This window comes from Klebsiella sp. 54 (assembly GCF_018223875.1).
Taxonomy (GTDB): Bacteria; Pseudomonadota; Gammaproteobacteria; order Enterobacterales; family Enterobacteriaceae; genus Klebsiella; species Klebsiella quasipneumoniae.
On sequence record NZ_JAGRRA010000002.1, the window covers coordinates 1,534,397 to 1,556,781 of the forward strand.

A 22,385-nucleotide genomic window follows, 5' to 3' on the forward strand; every position below is an offset into this window, starting at 1 on the left:
CGTATGAATATTCTCCCGTCAGGCCGGGAATCCGGGGAATTTACAGCGCGTCAGTGAGTTTATCCACCACCACTTTACCCGCATTATCGAACTGCGTAATGCGGAAGCTGTCGCTCCAGGAGCGGCGGGTGGTGAAGCGGTCAAACAGGGATACCCGGCCTTTACGCTGGCCATCTTTACTTAAAATAACCCATTCAGTTACCGAAGAATAATGCTGACTATTGTCATGACGACTCTGTTGTTCAACCAACCGATCTTCTTTTTCCACTTTTAAATAATCACGCAACATATTTAACCTCCATAGAAAGTATTATTAACATTACTCCTTTTATTTATTCTTTCAATCAAACTTTTTAATCAATAAAAGTAACTATTAGTGGGCGACCTAAGTGCGAAAATCGCCGAGGTTATCCCCCCGAAGGTGGCCTGGTCCACTACGCTTAACAGGAGTGTCCGCCGCGCGATCGGCGGTTGTCCGGGCCGGAAAGGCGACCATAAAACACCTTAACCTTGTATTCATTATGGGCGTGATTCTGTTATATCTAATGCGTTTTGCCACGACCGAGCCACAGAGAGCGCTGTACCATGAGTAACGATCACCTGACGGACATTGCCTATCGCCACTTTATTGAAAGTGTTAAAGATTATGCCATCTATATGCTGAGCGCCGACGGGACGGTCATTAGCTGGAATGAGGGCGCCCGCCGGGCAAAAGGGTACCTGAGCGATGAGATCATCGGTCGCTACTTCGGTCTCTTCTATAGCGAAGCCGAACAACTCTCCAGGGTGCCGGCGAATAATCTGCAAATTGCCCTGCGTAGCGGGCAGTTCGAAGGCGAAGGCTGGCGGTATCGTAAAGATGGCTCCCGGTTCTGGGCGCATGTCATGATCAATGCCATCCGCGATGAGCAAAATAACCTGCTGGGCTTTGCCAAAATTACCCGCGACATCAGCGAACAGAAGGCGATCAATGACCGCATCGCGTGGATGGCGCGTTACGATGCGCTGACCGGTTTACCCAATCGGGTGGAGTTCTTTGAGCGGGTGGAAAAGCTAATCACCGGGAATGACGCCCGCCGCTTTGCCGTTTTCACCATCGATTTAGATAAGTTTAAAGAGATTAACGATCTGCAGGGCCATCTTATTGGCGATCAACTGCTGCAGCGCGTGGCAGGCGCCGTACTCAAAACGCTGCAGAAGGAGGAGATGGTCGCCCGCTTCGGTGGCGATGAGTTTGTGGCCGTCAAACCTTTTGCCGATGAAAGCGAGGTGGACGCCTTTGCCGCCCGTCTCTGGCACTGCTTCAGCGGTAAGCAGACGTTTGCCGCGACGGAAGTGATCCTTTCCGCCAGCATGGGTATCTCCGTCTACCCGGAGGACGGGACGGATATTAATACGGTTCTGAGCAATTCCGATCTGGCCATGTATCGGGCAAAGAGCAGTCTCGACCACAAAATTTGCTGGTACGAACGCGAGATGGACGACAAGACGCGGCAGCGGAATATGATGGCCGCCGACATCCGCCGCGGTATTCAGGCGGGGGAGTTTTCGCTTCACTATCAGGCGATCCGCAATATTAAAGATCGTCGCATCACCGGTTATGAAGCGCTGTTGCGCTGGCAGCATCCTCAGCTGGGCGCTATTCCGCCGGACGTGTTTATTCCCATTGCCGAAGAGAGCGGCGCCATCGTGCCGTTAGGCTACTGGGTGCTGGAGCAGGTGTGTAACGAAGCGCTGGAAAAGGGTCTCAACAGAAAAATTTCGGTCAATATCTCGCCGGTGCAGCTGCGTCATCGTAGCTTTATCGAAAAAGTCCGCGAGATCCTGATGCGTACCGCCTATCCGGTCAGCCTGCTGGAGTTTGAGGTTACCGAGACGGCGTTTATCGTGAACAAGCAGCTGGCATTCAGCGTCCTGCATCATCTGCAAAAGATGGGGATCAGTATCGCACTGGATGATTTCGGCACCGGCTACTCCTCCCTGAGCATGCTGCGCGATTTTCATTTCGACGTCATCAAGCTCGACCGCAGCTTTATGCTGGATGTGGAGAGCAATCCCCAGGTCCGCTCATTCGTGCGGGCCATTATTTCGCTGGGCAACTCGATCAATACGCCGCTTATCGCCGAGGGCGTGGAAACCGCAGGACAACTGCAGATCCTCGAAGAGGAGGGATGTGACGAAATGCAGGGGTTCCTGTTCGGCGAGCCGGTCGATATTAAACACCTGCCCGATCAGCGCTGAATCGCCCGCCGTCCGCTGGTGGGCGCAAGGTCATCACTGATGCGCAAGCGCTGCCTGCCCGGAAAGGTGCAGCAGCGCGGAGCGCAGGGAGACCTCGAACATCTGACCATGGGTCAGCCCAGGGTAGCGCCAGAAGGCCACCCGCAAGCCGTTGTCCGCCAGTTGCTGTTGGGTCTGACGCAAAACCGCCAGGGAAGCCACGTGCCCGGACGGCTCTCCAGGGGCTTTGCCATCCCCCTCCAGCAGATACAGCGATTTCCCGACGAAAGCCGCGGCATCGATGTTTTTGCTGTCTTTAAGCGGAGACTCGAGTGCCTGGCCGAGCGACGGGCTGGTGGAATAAAAGATATGGAACAGGTCGCTCTTACGCCACGCGTCGAGTACAAACAGTCCGCCATAGGAGTGACCCCAAATAGCGCGCTGGCGGGGATCGATTTTCAGCTTAGCTTCTGCTTGAGGAACCATCGTTTCGCTCAGCAGCTGGCGAAACAGGTCATTACCCCCGGTTTTTCGCGGCGGCAGCGCGGATTTTCCAGCGCGAGGTTGATGCGTCTTAAGCGGCGGAGTGTAATCCCAGGCCCGGGCTGTGGTATCGAAGGGCAGCGCCGTCTGGTAACCAATAGCGACGATGACCGGCGGGGAACCAGCGGAGAGCTGTTGCAGAAACGCGTCGTTGAGTTTATCCATCACCGCGTTGCCGTCCAGCATATACAGTACCGGATAACCGGCGGCCGGCGGCGCTTTATCCGGCACCGCAGTCCACACCCGGTAATGGCGTTCGCCATCGGCAGAGTCGTACTGGCGCTGGGTAAAATGGTAGAAAGCTGACCCTTTGTCCGCAATATTCGGCCCCAGCGGCTGCAGATCCGGCCGGGCGAAACTGCCGCTGCTGTAGAAGAGCGCGGCGCCTATCGCCAGCGTCAGCAATCCGTGCGCCTGCCGCGCTGTGATGATCCCTGAATCCTGCTTCACCTCGTCTGTCCCCCTGTTTTCTGTCATCTGGCGTTTTGCCTGGGCTGACACGTTAGCATAGCTTCATTGATAATGGTTCTCATTTCTTTTCATGCGCGCTGCAGCAGGCTGCATGCCGCTAAGGCTGGTGGCGGAATCAGTCTAACAGGAGGAGAGATGGCCGCCTGTCGGCGGCCGTGAGAGAAAAGTCAGGACCGATCGTGAAGGGTGCTCAGCAGTTTTTTGACCAGCGGGGTAAGCGCCATAACCAACAGCGCAATAATGACAATCAGTAAGATCGTCAGACCTTTATGGTGATTGATAAGCACCAACAGCATCGCCAGCGTCATGGGCATGCTCCTTTAATAACGGTATTCAGCGCCGCTGAGGTGAATGAAATTCAGTAGAATGGTCATCACCACCCAGGCCAGCAGCAGAAAGCGTCGTCTGTCGCGTCGCGCTTCCAGGGCGGCGAAATAATTAGCGCTATACCAGGTCGATATAATAATAGCCAGCGTGATGATGACCTGCCAGACCGCCTGACGATAGCCTGTCACGATGCTTATCCCGCGAAAGCAGAGGACGATCGCGATACCATTAAGCGCGTTACACATCAGCCATCCCCACAGGCTTGCGGGCCGGCTAAATAAATATCCAAATCGTAAAACCAATGTCGTATACACCTTTCCAAAATAATCGCGCTGTAAAATGCATTTTAACGCTGGAGGCAGTATTGATATAAATCAAAACTAATGGGATAGCGCAGGAATCACTGGCGCGCGGCACTCACGGCCTGAACAGCAAAGCAAAGAATGCAAAGACTTTTAATAGTTAACATGCTGTTTTTATTGGTCATTTTCCTATATTGGATAAGAGCTGTCGCATAATAAATAGAGTTGATAGCCATTCGATATGCGTTAATTTCCCCGGTTATTATTGTGAGTGACGTGATAACGGAGAAAATTAGATTTTTCGTAATGCTTGCTTTCTGCGAGACCAATAAAATAAGGCGATGGCCGGGGGCAGAGCCCCGGCCGGTGGCGCACTTAACGCGGTAGCGCGTTATGCTGGAGGATCTTCAGGAAGTCATTTTTGTCGGAGATTAATGACAACGCATTCGCGATCAGCTCATCGCTGAATATCGAGGCAATTTCTTTGAGCACGTCAATATGCTCTTTCTCTTTCGCAATCACGCCAATGGCAATAAACATCACGTTGCCGCGATCCCAGATAACGCCATCAGGAAACTGATAGATCTCAATCCCGGTTTTAAGAATGATATCCGTCGCTGATTTCGGCAGATGCGGCAGGGTGATGCCATTGCCCAAAAAAGTGGAAACCTGATGTTCACGCTCCAGCAGAAAGTGAACGCACTCCTGATTGACATAGCCTTTGGCTTTACACTCTGCGCCAATCATGGCGATGACTTCCGCTTTATTACTGGCCTTGCAGCCGATGTGCAGATTATCCAGCGTGATGTTATCGATCATAGCCAACCTCCCTGGTGAGACGAGTAGATTTTTTATCCTCATGATTCGCTGACAGCTCCGCTTCTAACTGCTCCAGCGATTTATTGGAGGTCTCCGGCAGGGCGAACACCACGAACAGAATCGCCAAATAGTTGATGGCCGCGAAGATAAAGAAGACCGGCCCAAGGCCCAGTTTCGCCTGCAGCAGCGGGAACAGGTAGCTGACCACCGCGTTCATGATCCACATGAAAAATACCGAGATCCCCATCGACAATCCGCGGAATTTCAGCGGGAACAGCTCGGCTAACACCACCCAGGTGATAAAGCCCATCGAACCCTGCATCACGCCGACGAACAGCGCACCCAGCAGCCAGATAGCGGTGGCTTTGAGGTCGCCCACGAGGGTGTAGTCGACCGCGGCGATAATCAGGTGCAGCGTGGCCATAATGGCGAAGCCGTAGATAATGATCGTCTTACGCTTAAAACGATCGACGAGAAACAGCACGCCAATCAGCATACCGCCGACGGAGAAGACGCCGTTCAGCACGTTACAGATCAGCGAGGTACGCTCTGAGAAGCCGGCGGCACTCAGGATTTCCGTGCCGTAATACATAATCACGTTCACCCCGGTGGTTTGCTGCAGCGCGGCCCAGGTAATGCCCACCAGCAAAATTTTGAGGATCCATGGCGTTTTGAGGATAGTGGTGAAGGTGTTCTGGGTGCTGAACTTATTGCCGGCTTCAATTTTGATCAGGGTGGAGATGTCGTCGAATTCTTTCTGCGCGCGTTCCGCCGGGCGGATCTGTTTGAGAATATGCAGCGCTTCCTCGTGGCGGTTTTTGCTGATCAGCCAGCGCGGACTTTCCGGCGCGCGCCACATGCCAACAAACAGGCAGATAGCGGGGATCGCCTGCACCAGCAGCATATAGCGCCAGACGTCCGGCAGATGGCCCCAGATGATGCCAATGATCGCGTTAATGGCAAACGCCGCCAGCTGGCCGATAACGATGGCGACTTCATTCAGGCCGGTCAGCTTACCGCGCATCTCGGTGGGCGCCACTTCAGAAATAAAGGTGGGGGCGGTGACCGAGGCGCCGCCGACGGCGTAGCCCAGCAGGGCGCGGGCAATCAGCAGGGTAGTGATATCGGGAGCCGCGGCGGAAAGCAGGGCGCCGATAAGAAAAACAAAGGAGAGGAAGAGCAAGTATTTGCGCCGGCCGAAGTAGTCGGCGAACTTACCGCCAAACACGCTGCCCAGCGCGGCGCCGATCAGCAGGACACTCATTACCAGCCCTTCGGTGGTCGGGGTCAGCGCCATGTACTGCTTCAGTGAGGAAAAGGCGCCGTTGATAACGCCGGTGTCGTAACCGAAAAGCAGGCCGCCGAAGGTGGCCACTAAGGTGATCTGATGAAGTCGTTTTCTCTGTTGCTGGTTCAGGTTTGTTATAAATGACATGGTAGTCCCTTTATTTTGTTGAACGACACAAGATAAAAATACATCTCCCCAGTCAGGATTTATCACGCCTGTGTTGTCGTATCTAACTGAATTAAATGATTTTCTTCTTTGTGTAATTGCTCAGCACAAGGCAGGGTACGCTAAGCAATGGCGGTCAAAGAGGTTTACGGCTTGGTGTTGGCATGGATGTCGTCGATATCCGTTCTCCTTTTCGGGTTAGCGGTCTTCAGTGCGTCGGCAGCGCCGACGTTGGCCGCAGGACAGCGCCCTGGTGTGGCACGTTGCTGTCGTTCCGGCGATTTACCGTGCTAAGAATATGGCACAAAGAAATGGAATGAGCATGCTACAAGATCACATTATGAAAATTTAATTTCAAATCGGTGTTGCAGGAAGGTAAATACATGAAGCGAATCACAATGGCATGCGGCAGTATATCCCTATGAAATGCGGGTTAAATTTGCGAGCTAGTAATAATGATGTTGTTTTCAGTGGGTTAATGTAACGCAGAGAATACAACGCAGATCACATTTTTACGCCATAATATCGAAGAATAGAATTTATATTTCATTACTCTGTTCAGGGAAAATAGTGGCTGGCGATGCTGTGATGTCAGTCTGGCCTGGCGTCGCGCAGGCCATTGACGCGTTGGCGCTGAGGGAGGCTATGGAAGGAGGTATCGCGGGATGGATGCCGGCGATAACCCTGCCGAGAGGGGCTCTCACGGCAGGGTTGTGGCAAAAAATCAGTGCAGCGCGGGCCAGTAACCTTCGTTGGCGACGATCAGCTCATCGAGAATCGCTTTCGCCACCGCGGCGCTGGGCACCGTTTTTGACAGGGTGATGGCCTGCCACAGTTTCTGGTAGCTTTTCTCAATCCAGGCGTCAACGACCAGCTTCTCCACCGCCACCTGCTGCTCCATCAGTCCTTTCTGGAACGAAGGGATTTTTCCCATCGCCAGCGGTTCCGGGCCGTTGACGCCCACCAGGCAGGGGACTTCCACCATCGCCGTCTCGTCAAAGTTGGCGATCGCCCCGTTGTTTTCCACGATCAACAGCATCCGCTCCTGGGTGTTAAAGGCGATGGCGCAGGCGAGGTCGACGATGAAGGTGGCATGGGCCCCGGCATGGAAATGCGCGCCTTCCGCGGTGCCGCGACGAGTGATCTCCCGGGCCATATCGAAGACCTCTTTTTCACGTCCGGCCATCACTTCGTTAGCCCGCGTAAAGTCCGGGTCAGAGTGGGCTACCTCGTAGTCAGGATAGAGGTAGTATTTCAGATAAGTGTTAGGCAACGTCAGGGGATCGAGGGCAAACACATCCTTCACTTTTTTAAAGGTTTCGATCCAGCTCGGCGCTTTATGCTGAAAATCTTCTTTTGGGCTACTGTAACCCTGCTCCGCCACGTGACGCTTGAGCGCCGGCATCAGATCGTTACCGGCTTTATCGGTGATGCTGGTCCACCAGCCAAAATGATTGAGGCCATAGTAGCGGACGTTCAGCGCCTTACGCGACGGCAGACCGAGGATATCGGCAAACAGCCCCTCGATGGCCACCGGCATATCGCAGATGTTGATGATGCGCGCGTCGGGCCGCAGGCGACGGGTCGCTTCCGCGACGATGGCCGCCGGGTTGGAGTAGTTAAGCATCCACGCCCCCGGGGCGTACTGCTGCATATAATCGACCAGCTCCAGCACGCCGGCAATCGAGCGCATACCGTAGGCGATCCCTCCCGGTCCACAAGTTTCCTGACCCGGCACGCCATATTTCAGCGGGATTTTTTCATCCTTTTCCCGCATCTCATACAGGCCAACGCGAATATGCGCCATCACAAAATCCACGTCGGTGAAGGCCGCCTGCGGATCGGTTGTATAGCTGAATTTTACCTGCGGGAAGCGTTCCGCCACCAGAATGGCGCAGGCGTCGCCGATGGTCTTCTGACGCTCGTGATGGTTATCGTACAGACGGATCTCCCGCAGGGGAAAGCGCGCCATATTTTCCAGCAGCATCATGACAATCCCCGGCGTATAGGTACTACCGCCGCCGGCAATCGTGACCACAAAGTTATCTTTCATTTACCACCTCGTTATTCAGTTACACCCAGACTGGCGTTGACCGCCGTTCGAATTTTGTTAACCCCCAGGCCGTAGATCACCTGAACATGATTGCCTTTAATCAGCACGCTGCTCCCTCCGCTCTCTTTTAACAGCGTCTGCTGGATGAGTGCGGGGTCGCGCACATCGACCCGCAGGCGGGTAAAACAGTTTTCCACCGCACAAACATTTTCTTTGCCGCCCAACCCCGCAATCACCATCGCGCCTTTGTCAGACTCGCCATTTGCCGGATCCGTCTGTGGGGAACGCACCGCATCGGCAGCGGCTTCGCGCCCCGGGGTAAGCATTCGCAGGCGGGTAATACAGAAGGTGCCGACCAGGTACATGGTGGCGGTCTCCAGCAGCCCGAGGGCGACAAACACCGGCCAGCGCGTCACGCTGGCGCCGGCGGGCAGGTTATAGACGACAAAATCGAAAAGACCGTTGGTGGCGCAGACCCGCACGTGAAGCAGCCAGGCCAGCATCTGGAAAAAACCGTCCAGCAGGGAGTAGATAAGCCACAGCAGCGGGGCGGTGAAGATGAAGAGAAACTCAAAAGGTTCGGTGATCCCCACCAGCACGGAGGTGACAATTAAGGGGATCAGCGTGACTTTGAGCCGCTGTTTATTCTCCGGTTTCGCCGTGCGATAGAAAGCGAGCGCCATACCGGCGGTGCCGAAAATCTTCACCATCCCATAGGTCAAAAACCGGGCGGAATCACTGAGCGCGTCAACGGGATGACGGGCGATTTCGGCGAGAAAAATAGGCTTGGCGCCAATGACGGTCTGGCCATCAATCAGCAACTGACCGCCGATAGAGGTAAAGACGAACGGCGACCAGATCAAATGATGCAGCCCGGTGGGGATCAGGAACCGGTTGAGAAAGCCGTACAGGAAGACCCCGATGGCGCCAAAGGATTTCATAAAGCCGGTCAGCGCCGAGATACCCAGCTCCACCACCGGCCAGAGATAGACGGTGGCGATAGCAAACAGGCCCACCAACGGCAGCATCACGATCAGCACCAGCTTGCTGTTGCCGTAGATCGACAGCGCGCCGCGAAACTCAATGCCAACCACGCGATTGTGAACAAAGGCGACGGCGCAGCCAAGGATAATACCGAGGAACACGCCCATATCGATGACCTGAAAACCGAAGATATAGGTTTGTCCGCTGCCATATAGTTGCGCGTTGGTGGCTCCGGTCGCCAGACGATGGGTCAGGGTCAGCCAGCTGTTGTTCGCCGCCAGATAGACCAGCCAGGTCATGGCCGCCACGAAAGCGGCTTCGGCTTTGCGGGTTTTCGCCAGACCGCTGGCCAGTCCGAGGCAGAACAGAAACCCGAGATTGTTCATCAGCGCCCAGAGCATGCTGGAGACGAATTTCCCCAACAGATAGATTCCGCTGCTTTCATCCACCCACAGCCGGTTGGTGGTCATGCTGAACAGGGCGATCAACAGGCCGATAGCCGGCAGATACAGCACCGGCCCGATCATCGCCTTGGAAAAGTCCTGAAGCTTTTTCACGCCAATCATGGTTGTCCTCTCGTCTTCATCGCCCGCTGTCATCACCTGATCAATAGGCTTATCAGACTAGGAGCAGACCACCGGGATCCCGAGCAGGAAAAAGGCCATCTGTGACGAAAGTCATATATATTGTTGCAGGAGAGATATATAAATATAGCCATTTTTATAGATGAGTTAACGCTGCTTATGGCGCGTGAAAATTAATTTTTATGAATAAATACAATGCATTAAATGCGGCTGCATTTGACGTCATTCCTCTCGGTGAGACATCTAAAAGTGATTTATAAAAAGATTGCCACAGAACTGAAGGCCCGCATCAACAGCGACGACTATGCCGTCGGCGATATGCTGCCCAGCGAAAAAGCGCTGGCTGCGGAGCTGCAGGTCTCGGTGATGACGCTGCGCAAAGCGCTGGCGCTACTCGAGGAGGAAAAGCTGATCGCCCGGCGGCACGGCAGCGGAACCTGCATTGTGCGTAAAAGTAACTATCATGGCGGAGAGCTGGAGGGATTTAACTACCAGATGCAGGTGGTGGGGGTCACCAACTACCGCAATAAGGTTATTGAGTTCACCTTGCTTGACGCCCCGCCGGCCATTGCCCAGCAGTTAAAGATCCAGCCGGGAGAAAAAGTCTACTACGTCAGGCGGCTGCGGCTGATTGATGAGGTCCCGATCCTGGTGGAGAACAGCTACATTCCCTACGCCGCTTTTCCGTGGCTCAGCGTGGGTAACCTTGAGCAGTCTAAGTTCAACTATTTCAAAAAAGAGTGCCATATCACCATTATTGAGAGCCACCGCAGCTATACCCCGGTGCTGGCGACCCGCGAGCAGGCGGAGCTGCTGCAGGTGGCGCCTAACAGCCTCCTGCTACGGGTGCAGTCTGTCAGCTACGCCCAGAACCGGGCGATCGTTGATTTCTCAGAGATCTACCAGAATACCAGTAAATACAATGTGAAGCACATTACCCGCCGCTAGGATGATTCCGCCAGCAACCCCCGGAGGACAAGCTCCAGCCCCAGCGCCAGCAGGAACAACAGAAAGCCCTGACGAAAGCGCTCCGGGCTTAGACACGAGCGGATCCGCTGTCCCAGCCACATGCCGAGCAGCGCGGGCGCCAGCGCCAGCGCCGACAGCAGCAGCGAATCTGCGCGCCAGCCAGCGTGCAGAGAGAGGCCGGCCGCCATCGCCAGAGTGGACAGGGTGAACGACAATCCCAGGGCCTGGACCAGCTCGTCGCGACGAAAGCCCAGCGCCTGCAGCCAGGGCACCGCCGGAATAACAAATACCCCGGTCGCCCCGGTGATCACTCCGGTCAGTCCGCCCATCAGCGGCGACAGGCGCTTTTCCATGCGTGCAGAAACCTGCACCGCCGGACCACGGAGCGCGTATCCGGCATAAGCTATCAGCACGGCGCCCAACGCTAGCGCCGACCACCGCGGGTTAAGATGGATGAGCAGTGACGATCCCGCCAGCGTGCCAATAATCATCCCGGTCATCATTAACCAGAGGCGACGCGCAATCTGCGCCAGCGCGGGGCCGGCCAGCAGCTGCCAGAGATTGGTCAACAGCGAGGGGAGCACCAGCAAGGCCGCCGCGGCCGGTGGCGGCATCAGCAGGCCAAGCAGGCCCATCGCCACGGTGGGCAGCCCCATACCGGTCACCCCTTTGACCAGGCCGGCGGCGATAAAAATCAGCAGTAAACAGAGAGTGTGGAGATCAAACATCATGGCTCACCTATCGGCTCAGAGAAGGGCATTGAAACAGCTGGTCGCGGGGGGGACAATGCGGTATGTTGCCCAAAGGCTACGGTAAAACCGAAGGGAAGGAGGGCGTCATGCGACTGGATCTCGCCGATCTGCGGCTGTTTATCGCCATCGTGGATACCGGCAGCATTACCGGCGGAGCGGCGGCGGCCCATCTGGCGCTGGCCTCCGCCAGCGAAAGGCTGCGCAAAATGGAGGCGGAGGTCGGTGTGCCGCTGCTGCACCGTCATGCCCGGGGAGTGACAACGACCGAGGCCGGGGAGGTGCTAGCGCGCCATGCTCGTCCGTTGTTAGAGCAGCAGCGGCGTCTGCGCCAGGCGATGCACGCCTTCGCCCGCGGTCAGCAGGGAACGCTGCGCCTGTTTGCCAATACCTCGGCGATGTCGGCTTTTCTGCCGGGCAAACTCGCCGCGTGGATGGCAGCGCATCCCGGGATACAGATCGACACCGAAGAGCGCACCAGCGCGGATATTGTCAGCAGCATTCTGGCGGGCTTAGCGCAGGCCGGGGTGGTGTCCGATGCGGTCGATCCCGGGCCGTTGCGTCTGGAGCCCGTCGCGGAGGATCCCCTGGTGCTGATCGTGCCGCCGGCCCATGCCTTGCGTGAAACCGCCGAAGTGGCTTTTGCGACGATTATCCATGAGCCGCTGGTCGCGCTCTATCAGACCAGCGCACTGCAGCAGCATATCGAAGAGCAGGCCGCCGGGCTCGGCCAGGCGCTGAACGTCCGCATCAGGATGAGCCATTTTGAAGGGCTTTGCGAGATGGTGGCTCACGGTGCCGGCGGGGCGATCCTGCCGCGGGTTATTGCCGAACGCTACCAGCTGCGCTACCGGTTCACCGTTATCACATTGCAGGATCGCTGGGCGCTGCGTCGGCTGTGCCTGTGCTATCAGGATGACGACCGCCTGTCGCCAGCAATGCGCCGCTTGCTGGAGTGGCTCCGCCAGCCCTGAGCCGCTATAAACATGGCCATGACGTAGTGACAGTGTCACTTTTTATGGCGGTTATTGCTACTGACTTCCGTGCCAGAGATGCGATAGTAGACGTCCGCCATTTATTAATACGCGAATCAGGACAGACAAGATGAGTACATTACCAAAGGTCGCGGTGCTGGGACTCGGCGCCATGGGACACGCTTTTGCCAGCAATCTACTGAAGAAGGGCTTTACCGTCGCGGGCTGGAACCGTTCGCCAGCGCGCGGCGAGGATTTACAGGCGCAGGGATTATCTCTGCACGCCACGCCGCAGCAGGCGGTGGCCGATGCTGAGGTGATCATCAGTATGCTCGCCGACGGTCAGGCTACCCTGGAGGTACTGGCGCAAATTGCGCCTGCCTGTCAGCCGCAGGCGATCTATTGCCAGATGGGCACCATTGGCCTGCCGGAGACCCAGCAGGCTATCGCCTTGCTGCGGGAGCTTCAGCCGGCGATGACCTTCGTCGATGCTCCGGTTTCAGGGACCAAAGCCCCGGCGGAGAAGGCGCAGATCCTGGTGCTCGCCAGCGGGGAGCGTGAAAAATGTGGCGCGGCGGAGCAGATATTTGCCGCTATCTCACGTGGGACGCAGTGGTTTGGTGAGGCGGGCAACAGCCAGAAAATGAAGCTGGTCCTCAATGCCTGGCTGATTTCGATGATGCAGGGCATCGCGGAAAGCGCTCAGCTGGCGAAGACGCTGGGCTTTACTCCCGTCCAGCTGTGGAGCGCCCTGGAAGGCGGCCCGCTGGCCGCACCGTATGTCAAAGTCAAACTGGACGCCATCGCCAATGAGCAATTCGTGCCGCAGATGCAGCTGGCGCATGCGCTGAAAGATGCCCGGCTGGCGCTTTCCCTGGCCGAGCCGCACACCATGCCGGGGCTGGATAACATCGCCGAACTGTGGCAGCAGGCGGCGGACGCAGGATATGCCGGGCAGGATTTGTCCTCGATATATCAGTGGCTGTCGACGTCGGCGAAAGCGTAGTACCGCATCCTCAGGAAAAAGTGGCCGTGGTGGCCACTTATCCAGAGAAGAGTTATTTCCCGGAGAGAGCCGGGCGAGTGTCGATCCCTTCGTCAATGCGCTTGATCATATAGGGAAAAAACGGATTGGAAGACTGGCGCATCAGCGAGTCCAGACCCACTACCAGCACAGAACGCTCGCCGCGAGCTGCAAACGTGCCGAGGCTGATCCCGTATTGATTCAGCGGATGGGGATAGCGTCCGTACAGCGAATCGCTCAAGGGGAAGGGAAGCGCGACATGAGAAAGCGAATACACGTCCGGTAAATAATGCAGTCCCTGTAGCTTCTCCACCGTAGTGTCTGTTTTCCCGGCAGGTGTTGTTCGGATCTCCATCTCTGTACTGGCGGAATTGGCGTTAGTGATGATCGTGGTTTGATAAGCTCGCGGCGCTGCGGGCAGCAACCGCGCCAGCGCGGTGTAAGACGTCCGGCGTAATAATGAATTAAACCTGACCGCATGATTTAAATCGAACAGGACAATTTCACTGCCATTATCCGGCAAGCGGTTATACAGCGCCGTCACGATCGCCCGCGTACTGACCGTTGAATCCATGACGGACTGAAAGGTCAATACCGGCGGTAAGCTGTTAAGTTTCTGATTTCTCGCGTCAGCCACTATCTGCTTTTGCAGCGCTTTGGTCAGCAGGAAGGACTGCCGGGCGGCGTTCGTCGGGAAGGAGTTATATTTAAACGGATTAAATTCGGGCATGATGTTTAACCATGCGGCTTTCGAGAAGGCGGGAAGAAACGCGGGCCAGCCCGCGAGGCCGGAAAAACGCGCGAAGCTAGTAATACCGATCATCGGAGAAATCAGGATCACCCGCTGGGGTTTTGCCAGTTCGGCATTATCCAGCGTGTCCAGCGAATACTTCATTGCCAGCGCGCCGCCGTTGGAAAATCCGACGATATGCAGGGGCGCATCTTTACCCGTCAGTCGTTTCGCTTCTCTCACCGCCAGGCGCGTGGCGGCCAGCCAGTCCTGCCAGTCCACGTCGGTCAGCCCGGCGGGAACCGTCCCATGGCCCGGTAATCTGATACCGATGGCGACATAACCCTGTTGGCGGTAATTTTCGGCGATATGCCGCAGGCTGTAGGGCGTATCCGTCAGACCATGCAGCAACACCACGGCACCTTGCGGTTTACCATCCGGCATCATGATGTATGACCGATTCCAGTTGGTGGGAAACGAGTCCGGATAGATAGGGCTGTGACTGTAGTAACGATTCAGTTCGGTTTGCTGCGAAGCGTCCAGCTTATCGGTAACCTGGCGTTTTACCTCACTGAAGAGCGCATTCTCTTTTTTGATGTAATCGTTCCAGTCAGCATTGTCGATTTCATCCGCGTCCATCTCATGCGGAACCCAGGTATGCCAAAGCTGCAGATCGGGCCCGCGCTGAATGTCATAAAGGCGTAGTCCCAGAGCGCCAACGATCAACAGCAGCAGGGACAACACGATACGTTTTAACCAGGTTAGCCATTTCAATGCGTAGCTTCCTTTCTTAATGACATGTTTTCTGAGTATAAATAAACATGGTCAGGGAGATTGACTTTTTATTAGGTTTCCTGTTACCCAGGCGTTGCAGCAGCAGGTGAGCAAGTTCTTTGACTTGCAGCGAATAACCTGGCAGCCCCCCTGAGACGAGGATACGACGGCACGCCACTCATTTTTCACAAGTCTCGCCTGAGGACGTCATTCTCAGGTGTAACAAAAGGCTTAACGATGCAGGTAAAACGGTCAGTGTAACCAGCGTGGCAATCAGTAGCCCCCCAATAATCGCATAGGCCATCGGTCCCCAGAATACCTGATGGGAGATGGGGATCATCCCCAGAATGGCGGCACAGGCAGTCAGGCAGATGGGGCGCGCACGATGCTCTGCGGCCGCAATAATGGCGGCATCGCTTGCCATCCCCTGAGCAAGATTGCTGTCAACCTCGCTAATTAGTATGACGGCGTTACGAATGATCATGCCAGCGAGCGCAATCACGCCAAGCAGAGCGACAAATCCCATCGGTGTTCCGCCAGGTAACATAGCCAGTACGATACCCGGTAAACCAAACGGGGCCATCAGTATAGCCAACGCCATACGGGAATAGTTGCGCAACTGGAGCATCAACAGCAAGAGCATGATGACCAGTGTCACCGGCAGAACCGCATAGACCGAACTATTACCTTTTTCCGATTCAGCAACCGCGCCTCCTTCTTCAATGCTGTAGCCTTCAGGCAGTTCCGCGCGCAACCTGTCTACCGCTGGTCGCAACGCTGCGGATACTGCTTCGGCGCGAAGTCCCGGTGCGAGGTCAGTTTGCACGGTGATGAAAGGCAAACGCTGTCGACGCCAGATCACCGGATCATCCACGCCCCAGACTGGTGTGGCAAAGGCGCTGAGGGGGATTTGTTTACCGTCATTCCCCTGAATAGTCAGCGAAGAGAAGGTGGCGAGGTTAAGACGCTCATTGTCCCTGGCCCGGAGCACTACATCGACAAGGCGGTCATTTTCGCGAACCGACGTGACTATACTGCCGGACCAGACGGTATTGAGCATCCGGGCCAGACTTTCTGACGACACACCCGCAGCCCGGGCGGCGGTCTGATTGACCTTGAGGGTCATGACTCTCTCCGGCTCGCCTGCCGTCTGATTAACCTCGCGGGAAGAGGGAGACCGACCAATGACATCACTCAGGCGATTCGCGATCGACCTGACCTTCAGATAGTCAGGCCCACTCACCCGGTATTTGACTGGCCACCCGACCGGGGGCCCAAGTTCCAGGGGCGATACGCGCGTGATGATGTCGCTAAAGCGCGTAGCCAGTATCCTGTTTAACTGTCGATGAAGACGATCCCGCGCTTTAAGATCTTTAGCCACCACCACCATCTGGGCGATATTTTCATTTGCCAGAAGCACATCCATAGGCAGGTAAAAACGGATCGCTCCCGACCCAACGTATGTCGAAAAGCGCTCAACGTTGCGGTTGCCTGCCAGGGCCATCTCCAGCTTTTCAACCCTATTTTGCGTTTCCGACTGCGAGGCATTTGCCGGTAGCGTCAGGCTTACCAGCAATTCTGGCCTGTCGGAGGCGGGGAAAAACTCCCCCTGCATAAAGGTTGTTCCGTATACGGACAGACCAAGCACAATGAGGGCAATACACACGGTGGCGAAGCGGTGACGCAACGCCTTGCGCAGTAGCCACTGGTATCCGCGGGCCATCCATCCAGGACCTTTCGCCCTCTGTCTGATGTTGTCAGATAACAGCCACGTGCCGGTTAACGGTGAAAACAGGATCGCGACAACCCATGAGCACAGCAGGGCGATGAGCACCACGGCAAACAGGGAAAAGCAATATTCACCAGCGCTGGACGCAGCAAATCCCACGGGAATAAACCCGGCAATCATCACAAGGGTGCCCGTCAGCATCGGAAATGCGGTCGTTTTAAAAGCCCGGGTAGCCGCCTGCCGGCGGGAATCCCCGGCTTCCAGACCAGAGACCATGGTTTCCACGGTGATCATGGCGTCATCGACCAGCAGGCCCAGCGCGATAATCAATGCGCCGAGAGAAATACGCTGCAGACCTATTCCTGCCAGCATCATTCCCGTAAAGGTCATGGCCAGAACCAGGGGGATGGCCGCAGCCACGACCAGTCCAGCTCGTAAACCCAGTGAGACAAACGAAACGGCCAGGACGATCGCCATGGCTTCGATAAGCACCCGGATAAACCCGCTCACGGCGTCGCTGACCACCGCTGATTGATCGGCAACCTTGACCATCTCAATACCGTGCGGCAGCGTGACGCTGATGGCATGCATTTTTGCATTCAGTGCGGCGCCGAAACGCAGCATATTACCCGTCGGCGCCATCGAGATAGCCAGCCCGATGGCGGGTTTGCCGTTGACCCGATAAACCGGTTGGGGAGGCTCGCCGTTTTCCCGGCTAACGGTGGCAATATCCGTCAGAGGAAGGTAACGATTGTTAATATGCAGCGTGACGGCACGTAAGCTCGCTTCAGATGTCAGCTCCCCGCTGACCTTTATCGCCATATTTTCCTGTCCGGTGCGGATTATACCTGCCGGGACAACCGCATTTTGTGCTCTGAGGGCATCCGCTATCTGCTGGATGTTCAGCCCCATACCTGCCAGACGCGCTGGAGAAAAAGAGAGGACTATCTGTTCCTGCTGCTCACCCAGCAGAGTGGTTTTTCCGATATCCGGTAACGACATGAGTTCCCGCCGAATGGTCTCAACTTGGTCCCGGACCTCCCGCAGGGTATAGCCCTCAGGTATAAAGCCATAAATCGTACCGAACGTGTCATCAAACTCGTCGTCGACGGCGGGGCCCTGAACGCCTTCTGGCAACGACGGGGCAATGTCCTGCATTTTCTTGCGTACCTGATACCAGATATCCGGCACCTTTTCCGGCGGGGTATCGTCACGAAGATTGACATAAATAACGGTTCTCCCGGCACGGGATTCACTTTCGAGATAATCAAGCCAGGGGGTTTCCTGCAGCTTTTTTTCCAGCGTATCGGTCAGCAGTCGGGTGGTATCCGTTACGGATGCCCCGGGCCATTGCGCGGAAACGACAGCCGTTTTAATCGTAAACGCCGGATCTTCATTACGTGGCAGCTTCTCATAACAGAACGCGCCCATAGCAATGATCAGTAGCATGAAAAAACTGACCATCTGTTGATTATTTAGCGCCCAGGCGGAGAGGTTAACTTTCTCATTCAATACTGGTTTCATGATTCGCACTCCCCGGCAATCACCGGCTCGCCGGAGCGTAATTTACTCACGCCGGCGGTAATTACCCGGTCGCCTGGTTCAAGGCCGCCGGAGATAATGACCGAGGTGGCGGTATAGTATGCTGGCACCACCACGCGAAGCTGTGCCTGCGACTGCGGATTAATTACATAAACTGCCGGTTTGTCGCCGACGCGGCTCAGCGCTGAAGCGGGAAGGGCGTATCCATGCGGGCCGGTTGCGGGTAACGTGACGGTGACGCTGGCGCCCAACGCCATTGCCAGCGGCGGGTTTTGCAGAGTAGCCCTGACGCGCCATGTGCGGGTCTGAGGATCGGCCTGCGGGCTGATATCTCTTAGCGCGGCGGACGCTTGCACCGACGGGTCGCTGAGGAGGGACACTCGCAAGCCAGCCTGTTCCTGTGGCGGGATCGCATCGGGTTTCGCGATATCAAACACCACATCGCGGGCTTCGCCGGTCGCTAGCGTCAACACCGACTGCCCCCCACTGACAACCTGACCCGCAGAGGCGCTTACTTCGGTGATCATGCCGCTTTGCGGCGCAATCAGACGCGTCCAGCCAAGATTTTCCCGGGCATTACGTAACGCGGACTCGCTGTTTTTTAAACGCGCGCGGGCGACAAGCCAGTCCGCGCGGGCGTTATCGAGCTGCGTGCGGGCAATCGCGCCAGTTGGCATAAGCTTTTGCATTCGGCTGACGTTAAGTGCAGCAACCTGAGCAGAGGCTTTGGCTCCTTCATAGTCAGCCTGTGCGCCATCGAGCTGATTCTGACTGGTTGTATTTTCAAGCGTGGCCAGCAGTTGCCCTGCATTCACCCGGTCGCCAATATCGACGCTACGCGTCACTATCCGGCCGCCGGTGCGAAAGCTAAGAATCGTTTCATCGTGCGCATGGATCTCTCCGGTTCTTTCAAGGGCGGGAAGGGTTTGCGCTGAGCCAACGACAACGTAGCGTACCGTTCGAACAGGAACAGTCTTATTACCATGGTTGTCCCCGCATCCGGGCAGCAGAAAAATCACCACCGAAAGAATGGTCAGGGGAAGAAAGTGCAGCCAGGAAAGGGTGCGCGCCACGTCGTACAAATGGTGCAGACTGTGGCGGAGGGAGAGTAAAAATTCATCTGACATAACGCCGCTCCATATAGGTTACGGCGTTATTAAATGCGCGCTTAGTCGAGAAAGATTCGACGTTTTGTCAAGGTATTATCAAGAGCGGCTATTTTCCATCTTAGACGACGTTGAGGGTAACAAAATTGTGACTGCGAGTCCGCCGGTTTCAGGTAACGACGCGCTGATACTGCCACCATGGGCCTGACAAATCGCGCGAGCAATCGACAAACCGAGACCGCTGCCGCCGGAGTGGCGGGCACGCGACTGCTCCTCCCGGCTAAAACGGTTGAACATTTCCGGCAGGAACTGGGAGGATACCCCCGGGCCGTCATCGCGAAATTCGAGGTAATATTGCCCATTGGCGTAGTGCAGCGTGACATCAAGATGGCCGCCATCACGCCCGTAACGGAGGGCATTTTCCATAAGGATAGTAAACACCTGGCCCATACGGAACGTATCGCCTTTGAAGGGACACGCCTGAGAATGATGAAGTCTGATGGTAAAACGATGTGCATCAGCCTGGGGCATGATCCATGTTGCCCGTTCCTTAAGCAGCTCATCCAGATAAAAGGGTTCATTTTCCAGAACCAGATTCCCGGCATCAGACAGCGAGAGCAGATGAAGTTCATCGGTCAGGCGATTCAGGTGCTGAAGCTGTTTCATTACCATGGCCAGTTGCTCCGGGCTGGCATCAAACACGCCATCCAGCATGCCCTGTAAACGTCCGATAGCGGCAGTCAGGGGGGAGCGAAGCTCATGCGCCATGGCCACATGAGAGGTACGTAACTCTTTTTCATAGCGGGCCAGTTTTACCGTCATGGTATTAAAGTCACTCGCAAAGCTGACCATTTCAGCCGGCGCATTCCTGATGAGCTCTGCCTGGCGGCCAAATTGTCCTTCGGCGACGTCCTTTGCCGCATCACGCAGCCGGCTGAACTGCAGCGCCAGTGGCCTGGCATATCTCAATCCCATCACCACAATAAAAGGGATCATGACCAGGACCAGTAACGCCACGGTGACCCAGTCCGCCGAGGCGATGGATGGGGTTGAATAACTCAACCCCCACCAGGTATCGACGATTTGATGGAAGCGCGCCGGGTTGGCCTGCGGGTTCTGGCTGAGCGCAAGAAACTCTTGCCGGACCGATACCGGCATTCTGCCCAGGTTCCAGTAATTCTGCACCGCATAACGTAGCCACATACAGGTCGCAATGACAATTACGGTTCCGATGGCCAGCGCTAATATACGTGCGCAAATCCAGCGCCACAGGGAGGAGTAGCGATTTTTTGTCATGGTTGTCTGAACCGGTAGCCTACGCCGCGAACGTTAACCAGCACGCCGGAAATACCCGCCGCCTCGAGTTTTTTACGCAGGTTATAAATATGGGTATCCACCACGCGCTCCAGGGCTTCACTTTCCGGCAAACAGTGCTCCAGTAAATGCTGGCGGGAAAAAGGTCGTGAAGGAGAGCGCATAAGCGTAGTCAGTAGCGAAAATTCGGTTGGGGTGAGGTCTAACGTCCGCGGTGTGTTGTTCCCGTCGACAATACTCGCCACGATGGCCGTGACATCCACTTCAAGTGATTGCCAGCGAAGGATCTCTTCCTTTGTTTCTTTTTTATTGCTACGGCGCAGTACCGCCTGTACCCGAGCAACAACTTCTCCCGGATGGTAAGGTTTAACAATATAATCATCGGCGCCATAGCGCAAGGCGCCAATACGATCGGGAGTATCGCCCATGGCGGTGACCATGATCACCGGAACATCATTTTTGCGACGCAGGCCAGCCAGGACTTCGGTGCCGTTAAGCCCCGGAAGCATCACATCCAGCAGGATCAGATCGGGTTTCCACCGGTGCGCCATATCCAGCCCGGAAAGTCCATCTCCGGTAATGACGACATCGTAATTTTCACGGCGTAAATAGGCTTCGAGCACGCCAGCCGCATCGGCGTCATCTTCAATAATCAGCACTCTTCTGGACAACATCCGTTCACCTTGACCGATTCTTAACACTATCCCGACGATTCATTGATTTTGCCAAAGCATACTGCGCCAACATTTTGTGGCAGCTCCTGCCTCAGGAGAAACCAGCATCCGTGAGGAGAACAGTATGATAGCGATAAAAAAAGCCCTGTTTATGACCGTACCGCTTTTGACGGCCATCACATCCTGTGTACAGGCAAATGATGACGGCTCTTTCACTATCGGGCTGGGGGGGCGCTACGCTCCGCGATATTCAGGTTCAGACAAGCAGGTATGGCAGGTGGTTCCTGTATTGCAGGGTCGTAACGGCGCTTTCTTTATTGATTCGCAGAAAGGGGTAGGGTATGACCTGCAGAACGCCAGCGGCTGGTACTTCGAACATACGCTGGGATACGATCTGGGAAGGACGGATAAAAACGCCAGCTGGCGGGCAGGGGCAAATAATTTGAAAGGGATGGGAGATATTGATGTTTCCCTGAATACAGCTCTTGCCGTCGGCTGGCAGGCTTTTTCCTGGCTCAGTGTTGAAGGTAAAGCGACGCTGCCTTTAACGGACAGCCAGGGGGTAAGCTACCAGGCATCCTTCACGTTGATTCCCGTACAAACTGGCCAGGACACGTTCGCCTTTCAAACGGCGGCCCTGTTTGGCGACAAGCGTTACCTGAATACCTGGTATGGCGTGAATTTGCAGCAGAGCCAGCGCTCAGCTTATAGCCGCTATTCAGCACCGGGGGGATTTTATGGCATAGACAACAGTCTGGTCTGGAGCCACCAGTTTGATGCCCACTGGGGCACGGTTTTGAGTGCTGACTATACCTGGCTTGGGGAGCATGCTAATGAAAGCCCGATCGTGTTACGACGTAACGAGGCGGCACTGACAGCAGCTGTCACATGGACATTTTAGGTCGGAAAGTATGGCGTGCGTTTTGCCGGGAAAGGTCAATATGGTTGGGTTACGCGTCCTGATATTCTATTTAACATAATATACATTATGCGCACTCATATTGTGGTGGCTAAGTTGTTAGGTTTTCTCCTGGATAAGTTACT

The 22,385-nt window shown here is 55.6% G+C and carries 19 protein-coding genes; 5 read left to right on the top strand and 14 right to left on the bottom strand.

Annotated elements, in window-relative coordinates; genetic code table 11:
- Positions 1-40: 40 nt before the first annotated feature.
- Positions 41-289 (bottom strand): hypothetical protein, encoded by a 249-nt coding sequence (locus tag KHQ24_RS09085; RefSeq protein WP_004205912.1) that lies wholly within the window; start codon positions 287-289, stop codon positions 41-43.
- Between the two features lie 296 nt (positions 290-585).
- On the opposite strand from KHQ24_RS09085, the gene KHQ24_RS09090 reads away from it, so the two are divergent.
- Complete coding sequence (locus KHQ24_RS09090; RefSeq protein ID WP_004205911.1) at positions 586-2,241, top strand: putative bifunctional diguanylate cyclase/phosphodiesterase; 1,656 nt, start codon at positions 586-588, stop codon at positions 2,239-2,241.
- Between the two features lie 33 nt (positions 2,242-2,274).
- Here the strand turns inward: KHQ24_RS09090 and KHQ24_RS09095 are convergent, their stop codons facing one another.
- The 7 genes from KHQ24_RS09095 to KHQ24_RS09125 form a co-directional block, all read right to left on the bottom strand.
- On the bottom strand, positions 2,275-3,213 hold the full coding sequence (locus tag KHQ24_RS09095) for an alpha/beta hydrolase (RefSeq protein ID WP_211777232.1): 939 nt from the start codon (positions 3,211-3,213) through the stop codon (positions 2,275-2,277).
- 188 nt (positions 3,214-3,401) lie between these two features.
- Positions 3,402-3,542: a hypothetical protein gene (locus KHQ24_RS09100; RefSeq protein WP_017900388.1), complete on the bottom strand. Its 141-nt coding sequence runs from the start codon at positions 3,540-3,542 to the stop codon at positions 3,402-3,404.
- Positions 3,543-3,554: 12 nt separating this feature from the next.
- On the bottom strand, positions 3,555-3,806 hold the full coding sequence (locus KHQ24_RS09105; RefSeq protein WP_004205908.1) for a hypothetical protein: 252 nt from the start codon (positions 3,804-3,806) through the stop codon (positions 3,555-3,557).
- Between the two features lie 432 nt (positions 3,807-4,238).
- Complete coding sequence (locus KHQ24_RS09110) at positions 4,239-4,682, bottom strand: PTS sugar transporter subunit IIA (RefSeq protein ID WP_004205906.1); 444 nt, start codon at positions 4,680-4,682, stop codon at positions 4,239-4,241.
- Positions 4,672-6,117: a sugar porter family MFS transporter gene (locus KHQ24_RS09115; RefSeq protein ID WP_004205904.1), complete on the bottom strand. Its 1,446-nt coding sequence runs from the start codon at positions 6,115-6,117 to the stop codon at positions 4,672-4,674. Before KHQ24_RS09115 ends, KHQ24_RS09110 begins: the two co-directional genes overlap by 11 nt.
- Positions 6,118-6,859: 742 nt before the next feature.
- Positions 6,860-8,188 (bottom strand): 6-phospho-alpha-glucosidase, encoded by a 1,329-nt coding sequence (locus KHQ24_RS09120; protein ID WP_004205902.1) that lies wholly within the window; start codon positions 8,186-8,188, stop codon positions 6,860-6,862.
- 11 nt (positions 8,189-8,199) lie between these two features.
- The gene (locus tag KHQ24_RS09125; protein WP_211777233.1) at positions 8,200-9,738 is read right to left on the bottom strand and encodes a PTS transporter subunit EIIC; all 1,539 of its coding nucleotides are present in this window, start codon (positions 9,736-9,738) and stop codon (positions 8,200-8,202) included.
- A gap of 267 nt (positions 9,739-10,005) precedes the next feature.
- On the opposite strand from KHQ24_RS09125, the gene KHQ24_RS09130 reads away from it, so the two are divergent.
- Positions 10,006-10,704, top strand: a complete 699-nt coding sequence (locus KHQ24_RS09130) for a GntR family transcriptional regulator (RefSeq protein ID WP_004205898.1) — start codon at positions 10,006-10,008, stop codon at positions 10,702-10,704.
- On the opposite strand, the gene KHQ24_RS09135 is transcribed toward KHQ24_RS09130, so the two are convergent.
- Positions 10,701-11,453, bottom strand: a complete 753-nt coding sequence (locus KHQ24_RS09135) for a sulfite exporter TauE/SafE family protein (protein WP_064187370.1) — start codon at positions 11,451-11,453, stop codon at positions 10,701-10,703. The genes KHQ24_RS09130 and KHQ24_RS09135 overlap by 4 nt on opposite strands.
- Before the next feature lie 110 nt (positions 11,454-11,563).
- Between KHQ24_RS09135 and KHQ24_RS09140 the strand changes: the two genes are divergently transcribed.
- A complete protein-coding gene (locus KHQ24_RS09140) occupies positions 11,564-12,448 on the top strand; it encodes a LysR family transcriptional regulator (RefSeq protein WP_108432962.1) in 885 nt (294 codons plus the stop codon).
- Between the two features lie 130 nt (positions 12,449-12,578).
- Positions 12,579-13,454: an NAD(P)-dependent oxidoreductase gene (locus KHQ24_RS09145; RefSeq protein ID WP_211777234.1), complete on the top strand. Its 876-nt coding sequence runs from the start codon at positions 12,579-12,581 to the stop codon at positions 13,452-13,454.
- A gap of 52 nt (positions 13,455-13,506) precedes the next feature.
- Here the strand turns inward: KHQ24_RS09145 and KHQ24_RS09150 are convergent, their stop codons facing one another.
- The 5 genes from KHQ24_RS09150 to KHQ24_RS09170 all read right to left on the bottom strand — a co-directional run bounded on the left by KHQ24_RS09150 (position 13,507) and on the right by KHQ24_RS09170 (position 21,341).
- Entirely contained in the window at positions 13,507-14,976 is a 1,470-nt protein-coding gene (locus KHQ24_RS09150; protein ID WP_017900396.1) for an alpha/beta hydrolase, read from the bottom strand.
- A gap of 178 nt (positions 14,977-15,154) precedes the next feature.
- Positions 15,155-18,229 (bottom strand): efflux RND transporter permease subunit, encoded by a 3,075-nt coding sequence (locus KHQ24_RS09155; protein ID WP_211777235.1) that lies wholly within the window; start codon positions 18,227-18,229, stop codon positions 15,155-15,157.
- Positions 18,226-19,374, bottom strand: a complete 1,149-nt coding sequence (locus KHQ24_RS09160; protein WP_043519563.1) for an efflux RND transporter periplasmic adaptor subunit — start codon at positions 19,372-19,374, stop codon at positions 18,226-18,228. Before KHQ24_RS09160 ends, KHQ24_RS09155 begins: the two co-directional genes overlap by 4 nt.
- A gap of 78 nt (positions 19,375-19,452) precedes the next feature.
- On the bottom strand, positions 19,453-20,649 hold the full coding sequence (locus tag KHQ24_RS09165) for a sensor histidine kinase (protein ID WP_211777236.1): 1,197 nt from the start codon (positions 20,647-20,649) through the stop codon (positions 19,453-19,455).
- Positions 20,646-21,341: a response regulator gene (locus KHQ24_RS09170; protein ID WP_004205879.1), complete on the bottom strand. Its 696-nt coding sequence runs from the start codon at positions 21,339-21,341 to the stop codon at positions 20,646-20,648. The genes KHQ24_RS09165 and KHQ24_RS09170 overlap by 4 nt, the downstream gene beginning before the upstream one ends.
- Positions 21,342-21,465: 124 nt before the next feature.
- On the opposite strand from KHQ24_RS09170, the gene KHQ24_RS09175 reads away from it, so the two are divergent.
- Positions 21,466-22,242 carry a MipA/OmpV family protein gene (locus KHQ24_RS09175; RefSeq protein ID WP_211777237.1) on the top strand — a complete coding sequence of 259 codons (777 nt, stop codon included), beginning with the start codon at positions 21,466-21,468 and terminating at the stop codon, positions 22,240-22,242.
- The last annotated feature ends 143 nt before the right edge of the window (positions 22,243-22,385 follow it).

Bases quoted from the DNA above. Each gene is read 5' to 3' on its own strand.
- KHQ24_RS09175 (WP_211777237.1), top strand. From the start codon at position 21,466: ATGATAGCGATAAAAAAAGCCCTGTTTATGACCGTACCGCTTTTGACG.
- KHQ24_RS09120 (WP_004205902.1), bottom strand. From the start codon at position 8,188: ATGAAAGATAACTTTGTGGTCACGATTGCCGGCGGCGGTAGTACCTAT.
- KHQ24_RS09100 (WP_017900388.1), bottom strand. From the start codon at position 3,542: ATGACGCTGGCGATGCTGTTGGTGCTTATCAATCACCATAAAGGTCTG.
- KHQ24_RS09160 (WP_043519563.1), bottom strand. From the start codon at position 19,374: ATGTCAGATGAATTTTTACTCTCCCTCCGCCACAGTCTGCACCATTTG.
- KHQ24_RS09125 (WP_211777233.1), bottom strand. From the start codon at position 9,738: ATGATTGGCGTGAAAAAGCTTCAGGACTTTTCCAAGGCGATGATCGGG.
- KHQ24_RS09090 (WP_004205911.1), top strand. From the start codon at position 586: ATGAGTAACGATCACCTGACGGACATTGCCTATCGCCACTTTATTGAA.
- KHQ24_RS09105 (WP_004205908.1), bottom strand. From the start codon at position 3,806: ATGTGTAACGCGCTTAATGGTATCGCGATCGTCCTCTGCTTTCGCGGG.
- KHQ24_RS09110 (WP_004205906.1), bottom strand. From the start codon at position 4,682: ATGATCGATAACATCACGCTGGATAATCTGCACATCGGCTGCAAGGCC.
- KHQ24_RS09170 (WP_004205879.1), bottom strand. From the start codon at position 21,341: ATGTTGTCCAGAAGAGTGCTGATTATTGAAGATGACGCCGATGCGGCT.
- KHQ24_RS09155 (WP_211777235.1), bottom strand. From the start codon at position 18,229: ATGAAACCAGTATTGAATGAGAAAGTTAACCTCTCCGCCTGGGCGCTA.
- KHQ24_RS09145 (WP_211777234.1), top strand. From the start codon at position 12,579: ATGAGTACATTACCAAAGGTCGCGGTGCTGGGACTCGGCGCCATGGGA.
- KHQ24_RS09165 (WP_211777236.1), bottom strand. From the start codon at position 20,649: ATGACAAAAAATCGCTACTCCTCCCTGTGGCGCTGGATTTGCGCACGT.
- KHQ24_RS09135 (WP_064187370.1), bottom strand. From the start codon at position 11,453: ATGTTTGATCTCCACACTCTCTGTTTACTGCTGATTTTTATCGCCGCC.
- KHQ24_RS09115 (WP_004205904.1), bottom strand. From the start codon at position 6,117: ATGTCATTTATAACAAACCTGAACCAGCAACAGAGAAAACGACTTCAT.
- KHQ24_RS09085 (WP_004205912.1), bottom strand. From the start codon at position 289: ATGTTGCGTGATTATTTAAAAGTGGAAAAAGAAGATCGGTTGGTTGAA.
- KHQ24_RS09140 (WP_108432962.1), top strand. From the start codon at position 11,564: ATGCGACTGGATCTCGCCGATCTGCGGCTGTTTATCGCCATCGTGGAT.